The sequence below is a fragment of the Mycobacterium sp. E740 genome, from assembly GCF_001672895.1.
Classification (GTDB): Bacteria; Actinomycetota; Actinomycetes; order Mycobacteriales; family Mycobacteriaceae; genus Mycobacterium.
This window is the reverse complement of record NZ_LZKP01000122.1, coordinates 1-13164: the sequence shown is the minus strand read 5'-3', so window position 1 is coordinate 13164 and position 13164 is coordinate 1. Positions and strand designations below refer to the sequence as shown.

General features: G+C 68.6%; 17 protein-coding genes. 10 read left to right on the top strand and 7 right to left on the bottom strand.

Annotated features, from left to right (window positions below):
* Positions 1-77: 77 nt before the first annotated feature.
* Both A5663_RS11745 and pheA read right to left on the bottom strand, forming a co-directional pair.
* Positions 78-764: a histidine phosphatase family protein gene (locus A5663_RS11745; protein WP_068148516.1), complete on the bottom strand. Its 687-nt coding sequence runs from the start codon at positions 762-764 to the stop codon at positions 78-80.
* Positions 761-1687: a prephenate dehydratase gene (gene pheA, locus A5663_RS11740; protein WP_068148513.1), complete on the bottom strand. Its 927-nt coding sequence runs from the start codon at positions 1685-1687 to the stop codon at positions 761-763. The genes A5663_RS11745 and pheA overlap by 4 nt, the downstream gene beginning before the upstream one ends.
* A 118-nt stretch (positions 1688-1805) precedes the next feature.
* Between pheA and A5663_RS11735 the strand changes: the two genes are divergently transcribed.
* From A5663_RS11735 to A5663_RS11725, 3 genes are read left to right on the top strand one after another with little or no spacing between them, the layout of a single operon-like run.
* Complete coding sequence (locus tag A5663_RS11735; protein ID WP_082974067.1) at positions 1806-2576, top strand: DUF2470 domain-containing protein; 771 nt, start codon at positions 1806-1808, stop codon at positions 2574-2576.
* 19 nt (positions 2577-2595) lie between these two features.
* Positions 2596-3363: a CPBP family intramembrane glutamic endopeptidase gene (locus A5663_RS11730; RefSeq protein ID WP_068148507.1), complete on the top strand. Its 768-nt coding sequence runs from the start codon at positions 2596-2598 to the stop codon at positions 3361-3363.
* 30 nt (positions 3364-3393) lie between these two features.
* Positions 3394-4662 carry an LCP family protein gene (locus A5663_RS11725; protein ID WP_231976759.1) on the top strand — a complete coding sequence of 423 codons (1269 nt, stop codon included), beginning with the start codon at positions 3394-3396 and terminating at the stop codon, positions 4660-4662.
* 3 nt (positions 4663-4665) lie between these two features.
* On the opposite strand, the gene A5663_RS11720 is transcribed toward A5663_RS11725, so the two are convergent.
* Together A5663_RS11720 and A5663_RS11715 are read right to left on the bottom strand one after the other, a co-directional pair.
* A complete protein-coding gene (locus A5663_RS11720) occupies positions 4666-5484 on the bottom strand; it encodes a glycerophosphodiester phosphodiesterase (protein WP_068148506.1) in 819 nt (272 codons plus the stop codon).
* A 5-nt stretch (positions 5485-5489) separates the two neighbouring features.
* Positions 5490-6521, bottom strand: coding sequence for a DUF4328 domain-containing protein (locus A5663_RS11715; protein ID WP_068148503.1), 1032 nt, complete (start codon positions 6519-6521; stop codon positions 5490-5492).
* Positions 6522-6936: 415 nt separating this feature from the next.
* On the opposite strand from A5663_RS11715, the gene A5663_RS23340 reads away from it, so the two are divergent.
* Entirely contained in the window at positions 6937-7092 is a 156-nt protein-coding gene (locus A5663_RS23340; protein ID WP_197503374.1) for a hypothetical protein, read from the top strand.
* A gap of 68 nt (positions 7093-7160) precedes the next feature.
* Here the strand turns inward: A5663_RS23340 and sodN are convergent, their stop codons facing one another.
* A complete protein-coding gene (gene sodN / locus A5663_RS11710) occupies positions 7161-7583 on the bottom strand; it encodes a superoxide dismutase, Ni (RefSeq protein WP_068148500.1) in 423 nt (140 codons plus the stop codon).
* A gap of 86 nt (positions 7584-7669) precedes the next feature.
* Between sodN and A5663_RS11705 the strand changes: the two genes are divergently transcribed.
* From A5663_RS11705 to A5663_RS11690, 4 genes are all read left to right on the top strand, one after another.
* Complete coding sequence (locus A5663_RS11705) at positions 7670-7948, top strand: S26 family signal peptidase (protein ID WP_231976760.1); 279 nt, start codon at positions 7670-7672, stop codon at positions 7946-7948.
* Between the two features lie 78 nt (positions 7949-8026).
* Positions 8027-8560: a peptidase gene (locus A5663_RS11700; RefSeq protein WP_068148497.1), complete on the top strand. Its 534-nt coding sequence runs from the start codon at positions 8027-8029 to the stop codon at positions 8558-8560.
* A gap of 261 nt (positions 8561-8821) precedes the next feature.
* The gene (locus A5663_RS11695) at positions 8822-9511 is read left to right on the top strand and encodes a TMEM165/GDT1 family protein (RefSeq protein ID WP_068148493.1); all 690 of its coding nucleotides are present in this window, start codon (positions 8822-8824) and stop codon (positions 9509-9511) included.
* Between the two features lie 351 nt (positions 9512-9862).
* Positions 9863-10261, top strand: a complete 399-nt coding sequence (locus A5663_RS11690; RefSeq protein ID WP_068148525.1) for a helix-turn-helix transcriptional regulator — start codon at positions 9863-9865, stop codon at positions 10259-10261.
* Positions 10262-10312: 51 nt separating this feature from the next.
* Here the strand turns inward: A5663_RS11690 and A5663_RS11685 are convergent, their stop codons facing one another.
* Together A5663_RS11685 and A5663_RS11680 are read right to left on the bottom strand one after the other, a co-directional pair.
* The gene (locus A5663_RS11685; protein ID WP_068148490.1) at positions 10313-11470 is read right to left on the bottom strand and encodes a hypothetical protein; all 1158 of its coding nucleotides are present in this window, start codon (positions 11468-11470) and stop codon (positions 10313-10315) included.
* A complete protein-coding gene (locus A5663_RS11680; protein WP_068148487.1) occupies positions 11467-11958 on the bottom strand; it encodes an ImmA/IrrE family metallo-endopeptidase in 492 nt (163 codons plus the stop codon). Before A5663_RS11680 ends, A5663_RS11685 begins: the two co-directional genes overlap by 4 nt.
* Positions 11959-12124: 166 nt before the next feature.
* Between A5663_RS11680 and A5663_RS11675 the strand changes: the two genes are divergently transcribed.
* Both A5663_RS11675 and A5663_RS11670 read left to right on the top strand, forming a co-directional pair.
* On the top strand, positions 12125-12781 hold the full coding sequence (locus A5663_RS11675; protein ID WP_068148483.1) for a DUF6474 family protein: 657 nt from the start codon (positions 12125-12127) through the stop codon (positions 12779-12781).
* A gap of 23 nt (positions 12782-12804) precedes the next feature.
* Positions 12805-13164 (top strand): copper resistance CopC family protein (locus tag A5663_RS11670; RefSeq protein ID WP_068148522.1); only part of this gene is annotated, 360 nt, incomplete at its 3' end.

Here is a 13164-nt window from a genome sequence, read left to right as displayed (position 1 = left end):
ACTGTGTGACCCCCGAGGTGGTGCACACGTTCGTGCTGGACTGCGAGGCGATCGGCTGTGTTTGCGCGGTCGAGCTGTCAGCCCATCGGGTCGGCTGACTGCAGGGCGTCTTCGACCGGGTGCACGTCGGGCTCGGGATAGAACGGCGGCGTCATCGTCCCCCACTGCACGCAGCTCCACCGGCCGTCGGTGATCGGCGACAGCACGACAGCCTCGGTGTTGCTGAGGTGATGGTCGAGCGCGAAACTGCGCTCCACGCCCGCGAGCACCGACGAGACCAGCCGGATCGCCGCGCCGTGGCTGACCACCACGATGTCACCGTGCCAGGCGTCGTCGTCGAGGTGCCGCATCCGCAGCGCGGTGATGGTCGGCACGTACCGGTCCAGCACCTCGTTACCGGTCTCGCCGTTGGGCATCGCGGCGTCGAGGTCGCCGTCGTGCCATCTCTGATAAACCCCCTCGAACGTGGCGATCGCCTCGTCGTCGTTGCGGTCTTCGAGATCGCCCACCTGCACCTCGTGGATGCCCTCGAGTTGCACGGGCGGCAGCCGCAGGGTGCCCGCGATCTCCTCGGCCGTCTGGCGGGCGCGATGCGCCACCGAGTGCGCCAAGATCGCGGGCGGGCGCGACAGGCCACTGGCGAAGGCGCGCGCCTGATCGCGGCCCAGGTCGGTCAGCTCCGCGCCGGGCGGGCGGGTGTCGAGACGGCGCTGCACATTGGCGAGCGACTGCCCGTGGCGAACCAACACCAGTCGCCCGGTCACGGCTTGTCCTCCCTCAGTCGGGCCAGCCAGCGAGCCGCTTCGTCCAACTCGGGAGGCGCCGCGCCCGCGGCTGCGCCGGTCGGCCACGATCCGAGGAATCGCACATCCGCGCAACGCCGGTGCAGGGCCTTGAGCGCCTCGGCGACCGCATCGTCGTCGATGTGGCCGACGCAGTCCAGGAAGAACATGTAGGTGCCCAATCCCGTTCGCGTGGGCCGAGATTCGATCCGTGTCAGGTCGATGTCGCGCACCGCGAGTTCGGTCATCGCAGCCACCAGCGCGCCCGGCACGTTGTCGAGCCGCAGCACCACCGAGGTGCGGTCGGCGCCGGTGCGTGGTGGTGGCGGCGCGGGCGCTCCCACGAGCACGAACCTGGTGCGCGCGTTGGGTTCGTCGACGATGTCGGAGGCCAGCGCGGTCAGCCCGTAGCGCTGCGCGGCCAACGCGGTGCTCACTCCCGCGTCGGCGCGGCCTTCGGCGACGTCGTTGGCCGCTGCGGCGTTGGAGTTGGCGGGCACCATTCGGGCCGACGGCAGATGTTCGCCGAGCCAGTTCCGCACCTGGGCGGCGGCGACCGGAAAGGCGGCGATGGTCTTCACGTCGCCGGCCCGCATGCCGTCGCGCACCACGATCGTGAACGACACGTCGAGCGTCAGTTCGGCGAAGATCTGCACCGGCGTCCCGGTGGCGAGGCCGTCCAATGTCGGCGACACCGATCCCTCGATCGAGTTCTCGATGGGCACACACGCGAAGTCGGCGTCTTGGCTGCGGACGGCGGCGAGGGCGCCGGTGGTGCTGTCGAACGGGAGCGCGCTCACCTCACCGGCAGCCGATCCGCCCGGCAGCATGCCGTCGGCGGCCATCTTGAGCAGCGCCAGCTCGGTGAAGGTTCCCTGAGGCCCCAGGTAAGCGATGCGCGGCACGGCTCAACATTATCGGGTCGCCGCGGTAATGCCGTTCCGCTGCAGGAAGCCCTTGCGCGGTCCGATGGCTGTTAGTTAAGTTAGGCTCACCTTACAAAATGGAGGCGGCATGACGACGATGACGAGCACGGCACCCACGACGGCCGAGCGGATCCGCAGTGCCTGCGCGCGGGCCGGCGGCGCGATGCTCGCGGTCGAAGGCCTCGAACCCACCGAGACGCCCGTGCACCATCTGCTCGGCGACGGCTCGTTCGCGATCACCGTCCCGCTCGACAGCGCCGTGGCGGTCAAGGCCGCGACAGCAGGCGCCGCCGGAGTGCAGGCGGTGCTGGAGATGACCGACTACGCGCCGTTGCCGCTGCGCGAGCCGGTGCGGTCGCTGGTGTGGATCCGCGGCCGCCTGCACGACGTGGCCGCAGGCGAGGTCGCCGCCCTGCTCGACCTGGTGGCGTCGGAGGATCCCAATCCCGCTCTGCTGCAGGTGAACTCCTCCGACAGTGCCCACGCGCTGCTCCGGCTGGAGATCGACTCTGTGGTCGTCGCCGACTCCACCGGCGCCGAGTCGGTCGGGGTGGGCACGCTTCTCGGAGCCCGGCCGGACCCGTTCTGCGCGATGGAGTCCTGCTGGCTGCAGCACATGGAATCGGCGCACCGCGACGTCGTCGAGCGGCTCGCGAGCCGACTGCCGATGTCCTTGCGACGGGGCCGCGTTCGGCCGTTGGGTCTGGACCGCTACGGCGTACGGCTGCGGGTGGAGACCGACGACGGCGATCACGACGTGCGGCTGCCGTTCACCAAGCCGGTGGACGACGTCACCGGGCTCAGCCAGGCGATCCGCGTGCTGCTGGGTTGCCCGTTCCTCAACGGGCTGCGCGCACGCAAGTTGTGACGCCACTACCGTAGCTCCGGTGACCGGCGCCTCCGACGAGCTGACCGACCCTCGCCGCCGGGCGCTGCGCATCGAACTCGCCGTGGTCCTTGCGGTGACGTTCGGGCTGTCGGCCTACAGCTCGCTGCTGAGCCTCGTGGAGTCCGTGCTTCTCGGCCTCTCCGGCCAGGTGGTGGCGCTCAATCCTCGGCGTTCCCCCTTCGACCTGATCGACCTGGGGCTCAACCTGGTCTGGGTCTTCCAGCTTTCGGCATGGGGCGCGCTGGCCTTGTACCTGTTGTGGCGCAGCGGTTTCGGTCCGGTGGCGATCGGCCTGGGCCGGCCCCGGTGGCGGGCCGACCTGCTCGGCGGACTCGGACTGGCCGCGCTCATCGGCGTGCCCGGCCTGGCGCTCTACCAGCTCGCCCGGATTCTGGGGATGAACGCCGACATCGAACCCGCCGAGTTGTACGACACCTGGTGGCGCATACCGGTGCTGCTGCTGACGGCGCTGGCGAACGGCTGGGCCGAGGAGGTGATCGTCGTCGGCTTCCTGATCACCCGGCTGCGCCAACTGCGCGTGAACCCCGTGGCCGCTGTGATCGCCTCCAGCGTGCTGCGTGGCCTCTACCACCTCTATCAGGGCTTCGGCGCGGGGCTCGGCAACCTGGCGATGGGCGTGGTGTTCGGATGCGTCTATGTGCGCACGGGCCGGCTCTGGCCGCTGATCGTCGCACATGCGCTGATCGACGCCGTCGCGTTCGTCGGCTACGCCCTGGCCGCCGGGCACCTGGGCTGGTTACGGTGAACATGCGGCCGTGCGACGTAGATTCATCAGATGACCGACAACCGGCAGCCGCCCCGCGGGTTCAACCCGCCGCCGCGGCCGCGCCGGGAGCCGTCACAGGTGATTCGCCGCGATCCCCACTACCGCCCGCCTCCCCAGTGGCCGCCCAACCCCGGCACACCGGCGGCGCCACCGCCGCGCCTGCCGCCACCGCAACGAAGGCCACCACCGCCACGGCCCGCACCGCCACCGCCGCGACAGCCGCCCCGCAGGCCGCCCGCAGGCGTGACGACAGGACCACCCCGGCAGCAGCCCCCGGCACAGCCACCGGGGAAGCCGACGGCGACGCCGAAACCGCCTCGGCGCAAACGGCATTGGGGCCGGATCCTGCTGGCCGTCCTGTTGGTGTTCGCTGTGGCCGCGGTCGCCGCCGGCGTATGGATCGACTCGTCGCTGCAGCGCATCCCGGCGTTGACCGACTACCCCGACCGGCCCGCGCCGGGTGCGGGCACCACTTGGCTGCTGGTCGGCTCCGACAGTCGGCAGAACCTGACGCCCGAGGAACAAGCGCAGCTGGCGACGGGGGGTGACATCGGCAACGGCCGCACCGACACGATCCTGCTCGTGCACATTCCCGGCCTCTTCTCGAGCACCCGCACGACGATGGTCTCGATTCCCCGCGACTCCTACGTGTCGATCCCGGGCTACGGCAGCGACAAGATCAACGCCGCGTTCTCGATGGGCGGCGCCCCACTGCTCGTGCAGACCGTCGAACAGGCCACCGGCGTCCGGGTGGACCACTACGCCGAGATCGGATTCGACGGGTTCGCCAGGATGGTCGACGCCGTCGGCGGTGTCACGATGTGTCCGACCGAACCGATCAGCGACCCGCTGGCGGGCATCGACCTGCCGGCCGGGTGCCAGAAGCTCGACGGCCGCAACGCGCTCGGGTTCGTCCGGACCAGGGCCACGCCGCGCGCGGACCTCGACCGCATGGTCCACCAGCGCGAGTTCATGTCCGCGCTGTTGCACCGCGCCGCCAGCCCGGGCGTACTGCTGAACCCGCTGCGCTGGTACCCGATGGCGCAGGCCGCCGGCGGAGCCGTCGCGGTCAACGAGGACGACCACGTCTGGGACCTCGCGAGGCTGGTGTGGGCGATGCGCGGCGACGTCCTGACGGCGACGGTTCCGATCGGGGAGTTCACCGGCGGGGACTCGGGTTCGGTGGTGGTCTGGGACGAGAACGCCGCAGCTGAGTTGTTCCAGGCCCTGCGCACCGACGCGCCGGTACCCGCGGATGTGCTCGACGCCCAACCCTGAGAACTAATCCCGGCCGGCCCCGGCCAACCCGTTCTGCAGCCAGTCCTTCGTCCGGCCCGGATGATTGGTCGCCACCCATGCGACGCCCAACTCGCGGCAGTACTGCACATCCTCGAAATGGTCGACGGTCCAGCAGTACATCGCGCGGCCCTGAGCAGCGGCCCGGTCCACGAGTTCGGGATGCTCGCGCAGCGTCGCGATCGAAGGCCCAACCGCGGTGGCGCCGACGGTCGTTGCGGCACTGCCGCCGAGATACCGCGACGTCTCGCCGAGCAACACCGTCGGCAACATCGGCGCCGCGCGCCGGATCCGCCACACCGCGGCCGCGGAGAACGACATCACCACCGCGCGTGACAGATCCGCGGACGCGGGGGCGGCGATACCAAACCGGTGCAGCACCGCGAGTACCTTGTTCTCCACCAACGCGCCGAACCGGACCGGGTGCTTTGTTTCGACGAACAGCTTGACCGGCCGGTTCCAGTCCAGGACCAACGTCACCAACTCTTCGAGGGTCAGCAACCCCGTGTCGCCCTGAGCGCGATCACCGTGACGACTGGGATGCCAAGCGCCGTAATCGAATTCGCGTAACTGAGCCAGGGTCATGTCGCTGACGAGGCCGGTCCCGTTCGACGTCCGGTCGACCTTGCGGTCATGCACGCACACCAGGTGCCCGTCGCGCGTCAGCCGCACGTCGCATTCGACACCGTCGGCACCCTCCTGCAGCGCAAGTTCGTACGCCGCGATTGTGTGCTCGGGACGGTCCGCCGATGCGCCGCGGTGCGCCACGACGAACGGATGGCCGCCGACCGCGTCGCCAGTCATGGAACCTATGCTGCCGGGTTCTGCCCGTCGGGCTCAACCGGAACGTCAATTTCCGGCTCCGGCTCCCCTGGTTGATCGTTCCCGACGATCACCCAGCGCTTGCTCGGCCGCTCGACCGGCTGGCGCTCGAAGCCGTGGACGACCTTGGCGGCGAGCAACACGGCCGCCAGCGCCAGCAGGTATGCGACGGTCGTGGTCATGGTGTTGTCCGCGATCCCCTGGGCGTCGGCGGCGAAACTCGTCGCGATCGACCAGATCGACACCGTATAGCTGGCCAGCCACACCAGCCACCACGCCGCGATCGGGCGGCGCAACCAGCGCAGCCGCTCCTCGACCCCGGCCAGCTCGAGGACGAACACCGGCGCCCAGAACAGGTTGACGAACGGGATCAGACAGCCGGCCTGCAGGTGCCAACCGGCTCGCGGGTCGGTGGCGCCGCGGTGCGCGTACGCGGCGGCCCGGCGGGCGACGAGCCAGTTGGTCAGCACGACGAAGCTGGCCAGCACCATGAACGCGGCCGCGACGCTCAGCGCGACGCCGAACCACGTCGCGCCTGCGGCTATCCAGGGGTGCAGCAGCACCGACCGGTTGACGATCAGCAGCGTGTAGCGGGCCAGGTGGATCAGCGCGGCGGCACCGAGCACAGCCATCGTCAGCAGCAGTGTGCCCTGCAGCATGCCGGCCGACGGACCTCTTCGCGGCGCCTCCTGCGCAGGGTCTAGGACGGCAACGTTGTCGATCAGACCCCACCGCGGGATGGCGGCGTAGCGCGGGGTGGGGCCGAGTGCGCGCCGGGGACGCCGCGGCGGCGGCGCGGCGCCGGGCCGGACCGCGACCCAGCGATAGCCGGCGGGCGGAAGCGTCGATGCGGTGGGCGTCGGCGCGACCCCGGGGCGGGCACTCCACTGCGGAGCCGCGCCGGTGGGCGCCGGCGCGGCCGACGGCGGCAGCAGGGTTCCATTGCAGCGCGGGCACCAGACCCGTTGCCGGTCGCGCACGTTCCACCGGGTTCCGCACACGGAACACGTCTGGATCATTTCGCTCCTCTGCCGACCACTCGACCAGCGTAGCGACGAGCCGTCGCAGGCGGGCGCCGCGCGGCCGGCCACCGCCGTCAGCAATGCCGAGCTATCCACAGATTCCACAGGTTCTTCCACAGGCACATACCAGCGCAAACCAGCCGTGAGCCGCTGAATCTGTGGCTTGTCTGGAGGTTGCTGTGGATATCCCGGTCAATTCGGCGCGTGATCATCAACAGGGCGGCGGCCGTCGAGCGAAATTTGTAGTCCGGCTAACCGCGCGTCACCGCAGCGTCTCTCGGCGTGCGCCACACCGTCAGCCGGCCGAGCCGCCGATTTTTCCGGGCGGCCAACAGGGGTTATGATCAGCGTCACAGTTCGATGTTGTGACAGATCTCACGGGGGAGACGCGTCAAAAGTGCAGGAGGGGTGCATGACATCTTCGACGGGTTCGGGCCCGGCGATGCCGCCCACGGAGTGGCAGTCGTCGACGTACGGCTACGCCCGCAATCAGTCGATGGCGTTCCTGCGCGCCGGCGTGATCGCACTCCTGCTGCTCGGCGTGCTGGCCCTCATCGTCCTGTTCTGACCTTCGACTCCACGCGAAGAGCCGCCGGTCATCGACTCGGCGGCTCTTCGGTGTACGGACGTGGTTGCTCAGGCCGGCGGGTAGACGCCCATCTGCTTGCCCTTGTCGGTCTGCCAGAAGATGTCGGCGATCTCGTCGATGGTCTTGAGCAGCTTCTCGGCGACGGCCGCGTCGAGCGACTTCTTGACCTCACCGGCGCCGTGCACGCCGTCCCAGAACAACTGGTGCAGGTTCGGGAACTGCTCGAAGTGATCCTTGGCGAAGAAATCGGCCCACAGCACCATCAGGTGGTGCTTGACCTCCTCGGCCTGACGCTCCTTGATGATGACGCAGCGCTGGCGGAAGTGCTCGTCGTCGGAGTCGTGATACTTCTGGATCGTCTTGAGGCACGACAGCGCCTCGATCTTGGCCTGCGCGGGGTCATAGACACCGCAGTACAGATCGCAATGGGCATGGGCTTCGGTGGCGTTGGTGAACATTCGATGCAGCATGTGTCTTAACTTACCCTTTGGGGGTGCGCCGCAACCAGACACCGCGACGCAGGCCGGTGCGCCTTTTCCGGGTCGTCGACGAGTCGATGCGCCCGGCGCTCGGCCCGGGTGACGGACTATTGGCCATGCGCTGCGGGCGCATTCGGCGCGGCCAGTTACGGGTCTTCCCGGATCCACGGCGTTCGACTCGATGGCTCGTCAAGCGCGTCGGCGACGTCTACGGCACCGGCCGAGGCGTGATCTTCGAAGCACGCTCGGACAACCCGGGCGCCCCGGGAGCAGTCGACTCCCACGAGTTCGGCTGGATCTCGGCGGCCCGGTCCTATCGCGTGGTGTGGACCTCGAGAGCCGATTCCGGCCGCTAGCAGTCGTGTCCCCTTGCGTGCCAGCAAGTTCTGCCGCATTCTGAGCCAATCGTCCGAACACGGTGGCGCGGAGGCGATATGGACAGAGAGTCTGGCCGGGCGATCGAGATCGCCCCGTTCCATTCACGCGGTGCACTCAAGGGGTTCGTGATCTCGGGCCGGTGGCCGGACTCGACCAAGGAGTGGGCCCAATTGCTGATGGTCGCCGTGCGGGTCGCCTCGCTCCCTGGATTGCTCTCCACCACAACGATATTCGGGGCACGCGAAGAGCTGCCCGACGAACCCGAGCCGAACACCGTCGGCCTGGTCGTCGCCGAAGGCACCGTGGTCGGCGAATCCGCCGTCCCGCCAGGATATTTCGCCGAGCACCAGCCGCCGGCGCTGCTGATGTTGCACCCGCCGTCGGAGACCACGCCATCACTGCCCGAGTGCACCGGCGCCGCTTCGGGTTGCGTGTTGCTGCCCGGCCTCCCCCATCTCGGCCTCGAACATCGTGCCGCCTGGGTGGAAGCCGAAGCGGACGGCACGGTCACGTCGATGGTGAGCCGCGTCGGCGTCGACCCGATCAGTCATCCGGATACCGCCATCCTCGCGATGCTCCTTGCGGCATAGAGGCTTTCGAAGCTCTCGATTCACTCACCTGAACGGTGGATTCGGCTGCCCGAAAACCGGCTGAAGCTGGCGCGTTCACGTGACCGCAGCTATGGTCGATGGAGTAAGCGAAGGGGAGTAGCCCCCAATCGTCGTGTCGACATACTGGCGCAAGCCCGGCCGGCGAACCGCACCCGACCAAGTGTGGTGGGCGAGACCTTCGACCGAAGCCGACGGGCGTGAGCATCGATCCGTCGGCGACGCGTCGAAAGGGTCGCCCGAATGCTCGCCGCCATCCTGGTCAGTCTCGCCGTGGTCTTCGTCGCCGAACTCGGCGACAAATCGCAGCTGATCACCATGACGTACTCGCTGCGGCACCGCTGGTGGGTGGTGCTCTCCGGCGTCGGCATCGCCGCGATGATCGTGCACGGGCTGTCGGTGGCCATCGGGCACTTCCTCGGACTGACGCTGCCCGAGCGGCCGATCGCATTCGTCGCGGCCATCGCATTCCTGTTGTTCGCACTGTGGACGTGGCGCGAAGGCGGCGCCGACGGGGATCAGGTGCGGGTCGCCGAACCGCGCTTCGTCGTTCCGGCGATCGTCTCGTCATTCGTGCTCGCAGAACTCGGTGACAAGACGATGCTCGCCACCGTCGCACTGGCCAGCGAGCGCAACTGGGCCGGTGTCTGGATCGGCGCGACGGCCGGCATGGTGCTCGCCGACGGTGCGGCCATCGCCGCCGGCAGACTGCTGCACAAGCGGCTGCCGGAACGCTTCCTGCACGGCCTGGCCAGCGTCCTGTTCCTCCTGTTCGGGCTGTGGCTGCTGTTCGACAGCGCCCTGGGCCTGCGGTGGGCCGCCGTCGCCGTCGTCGGCTCGGTCGCAGTCGCGGCGCTGGTTTTCTGGCTGGTCCGCCTCCGTACCGCGACCGCGCGACCGGAAACGCGCGAATCGTCCCGACAGTCGTCTTGACCCCGGTCTTTCCGCGACGCCACGTTCGGTATTGAGCAAACATGGATTCCAGCCACGACGCTCGAATTCGGTGTTGCCCGCGGCGCCCGGACACTGGTCAGCGGCGATGCTGCACACGCCGTCGGCAAAATAGGCTCGACACAGGCGTCAATATTTGCTTCGTCATACCGTAAGGCAGTTGCATCGGCACACGCCGAGCACTTCCCCGTCGCCGACGGCGACGGCGGCGATCGAGGGTGCGGGTTAACTTTTCCACGGTTTGCACTTGGTTGTCGCCACCACACTCGCTACGATGATCAGCAAATACGCCGCTTATTCATCGCTCGTCTATTGCATGTGGAGGTCATATCGATGAGCACGACGTTCGCCGCTCGACTGAATCGGCTGTTCGACACGGTCTACCCGCCGGGACGCGGTCCGCACACCTCTGCTGAGGTGATCGCGGCGCTCAAGGCCGAGGGTGTCACCATGTCCGCGCCGTACCTGTCGCAGCTGCGCTCGGGCAACCGAACCAACCCCTCGGCGGCCACCATGGCCGCTCTTGCCAACTTCTTCCGGATCAAGCCGGCGTACTTCACCGACGACGAGTACTACGAGAAGCTCGACAGGGAGCTGACCTGGCTGGCGAGCATGCGCGACGAGGGTGTGCGCCGTATTGCCGCGCGGACCGTCGGCCTGTCGCCGGAGGCCCAGCAGGACATCGTCCAGAAGGTCGACGAGCTGCGCCGCCGCGAGCATCTCGACGATTAGCCCGGCATAGCGCAAAACGCCGTATCCGGCGAATCAGCACGCAGCCAACAGCTACGCAGTCTGCCCCGTGACCTCCCCACGCCGGGTCAGCGCGCGATACTGCTCGGCGATCTCCAGGATCCACTCCCGGTCTGAATAGTCATCGGGCTGGCGCAGCCAGGACAGACCCGGAAACTCCGCTTGCCCGACCTCCGCAGTGGCTTCGCTTCCGGCATGAATCCACTCCGCGATCGCGCGGGCTTGCTGCCTCGGCGGCACCGGCGGCGACTCGAGTTCGGTCTCGTCGGACGCTGATTCGGAGAGCGAGCCGGCCGAATCGACCCGAAGCCTGCGCCGGTGATCCGCGGCGTTGGCTTCCAGAAACAGCGCGTCAGAGATCAGCGACATCCGCTCGGCGACCCTGAACACCAGAGGGCCCCGCGGACGTACCCCGATGCCGATGTCGGGGTGCCTGCGACCGAGTTCGGCCAGTATCGGCGCAATCACCCGCAGTTCGCGGCGGGCGCCGAACCAGTCCTCGACGCTAGGCAGCAGCGAGCCCGCGGCGACGACCAGCATCGCGCAACTCAGCAGCGTCACCGCGGCTCCGACGCCCACCGGGCCGTTACGGCCGACGGCCCGCAGGAAGAAGAAGGCGGACGCCGCCACGATCAACGCGATGCCGATCGTGAACACGAACAACGCCCGGCCGCGGCGAGTGCGGTTCGAATAACGAAGGCCCGCCCACGACACCAGAGACAGCGCCAGCAACACGTAGAGCAGCGGCAGCAGCCACGGCAGCGAGTAGCCGCCGTCGGTCAGGTTGCGTCGCAGGTACTCCTCGGGCGACATCTCGGGCTGCCGGCCCGCGGCGAAGAAGTTCACCACGCTCACCAGCGCGATCACCGCCGCGACGCTGTACTGCACGATCGCGATCTTTCGGATGGTCGCGGGCTTTCGCGCCGAGGAGACCGTCGTGATCATCACGCAACTGCCCGCCGCGCACGCGACCAGCGCCACCTGTGACAGGCCCATCGCGATGTTGGGCCACCGCAGCAGCCTGTCGATCAGCAGCGTGACCGGTTCCCAGTTCAGCGCGGCGATCAAGCCGAGGCTGCCGAGGGCGAGGATCATCGCGGTGCTCACCAGGCTCTGCTTGTTGACCAGTGCCCAGCCGATTCGCAGGCCCGTGGCCAGTCCGAGCAGACCGGCGATCACCCAGATGATCAACCAAACGCCTCTCCGAGGCGCACCTGGACGATGGACGAACGGTCCGACGGCAGCCTGCCCAGCCGGTACAGGAGCAGGGCCGCGAAATCCTCGGCCTCCTGCTCGGCCTCTTCACCGGCAGGACCCATGCATCCGGTCCGCTGATTGAGCATGTAGCCGATCAGATCGGAGCTGGCGATCTCGGTGCTCTCCCGAGCCGCCTGGACGACGGGGATCCCGTCATGCCCGAGCACGAGGTGACCGAGTTCGTGAGCCAGCGTTCGGTCCCAGGCGGGCAGTCCCTTCTGGATCAGGAACTCGTCACGATCGGCGTACTGGCGCCACTGGCCGCAGACTCCGGGAGGCAGGTCCGCCATCTTCAGGTCGATGGGCCGGCTTCGGTCCTTGCTGACAGCCTCGACGAGCCTGGTCAGCGACACCTCACCGCGCCGAGGGGCGAGTTCGATCACAGCGCCGACCGCACGGGTGACGCGGCGGTTGGCTGGCATCGGAAACCCCCCTTTCGACGACCCGTCGATTCTCGCACAGAAGCGGGCTGCCATCCGGTGGCCGACCGAACTGGGACGGCCCGGACGCACCCCGTCGGCCGGGGGCACCGGACGATAGGGTTGGGCTGCACCGACAACTCGAGAACCACACCGGAAGGCAGCCGGGATGAGCCCGTTCAAGCGACGCAAAACCCGCGCCACCCGCAGGGCCGAGGCCCGTGCGATCAAGGCGAAGGCCAAACTCGAAGCCAGGTTGGCAGCCAGGAACGAGGCTCGCCGCATCAAGGCCGCGCACCGCGCCGAGACGAACTCTCTCAAGGCTCAGCTCAAGGCACAGCGCGACAGTGACAGGGCGGCACTCAAAGTCGCCGAAACTCAGCTGAAGGCCGCCCGTGAGGGAAAGCTGTTCTCGCCCACGCGGATTCGCCGTCTGCTCACCGTGACGCGCCTGCTGGCCCCGATCGTGGTGCCCGTCGCCTACCGCGCCTCCATCACCGCGCGCGGCTACCTCGACCAGCGTCGCGCCGACCGCCTCGGCGTGCCGCTCAGCCAGGTCGGCCAGTACAACGGTCACGGTGCGCAGCTGTCGGCCCGGATCGCCGGCGCAGAGCAGTCGTTGCGCCTGGTCGCCGAGAAGAAGCCGAAGGACGGCGAGACCAAGCGCTTCGTCACGGCGATCACCGAGCGGCTCGGCGAACTGTCCGCCGCGATCGCCGCGGCCGAACACATGCCGACCCCACGGCGCCGCTCGGCACACGCCGCGATCGAAAGCCAGCTCGACGGTATCGACGCCGACCTGATGGCCCGGCTCGGCGTGAGCTGAGCCCTCGAACCGGAAAGCCGTCCATGAGATCCGTCGCCGCCTGCGTTGTCCTGATGCTCGGTCTGATCACCGGGGCACTCTCGGGTGCCGGTACCGCCGCCGCCCACGCCACCCGGATCGCCTCGGACCCGGCGGAGAACGCCACGCTGACGCAGAGCCCGACGTCGGTGTCGGCGACGTTCAACGAAGAGATGCAGCCCCAGTTCGCGGCGATGACCGTCGTCGGACCCGACGGCAATCTGTGGTCGACCGGTGAACCCCACGTCGACGGCGCCGTTCTCAGTGTCGGCGTGCGCCCACTCGGGCCGTCGGGCACCTACACGGTGAACTACCGCGCGACGTCGACCGACGGGCACGTGGTCAGCGGGTCCTGGTCGTTCCGG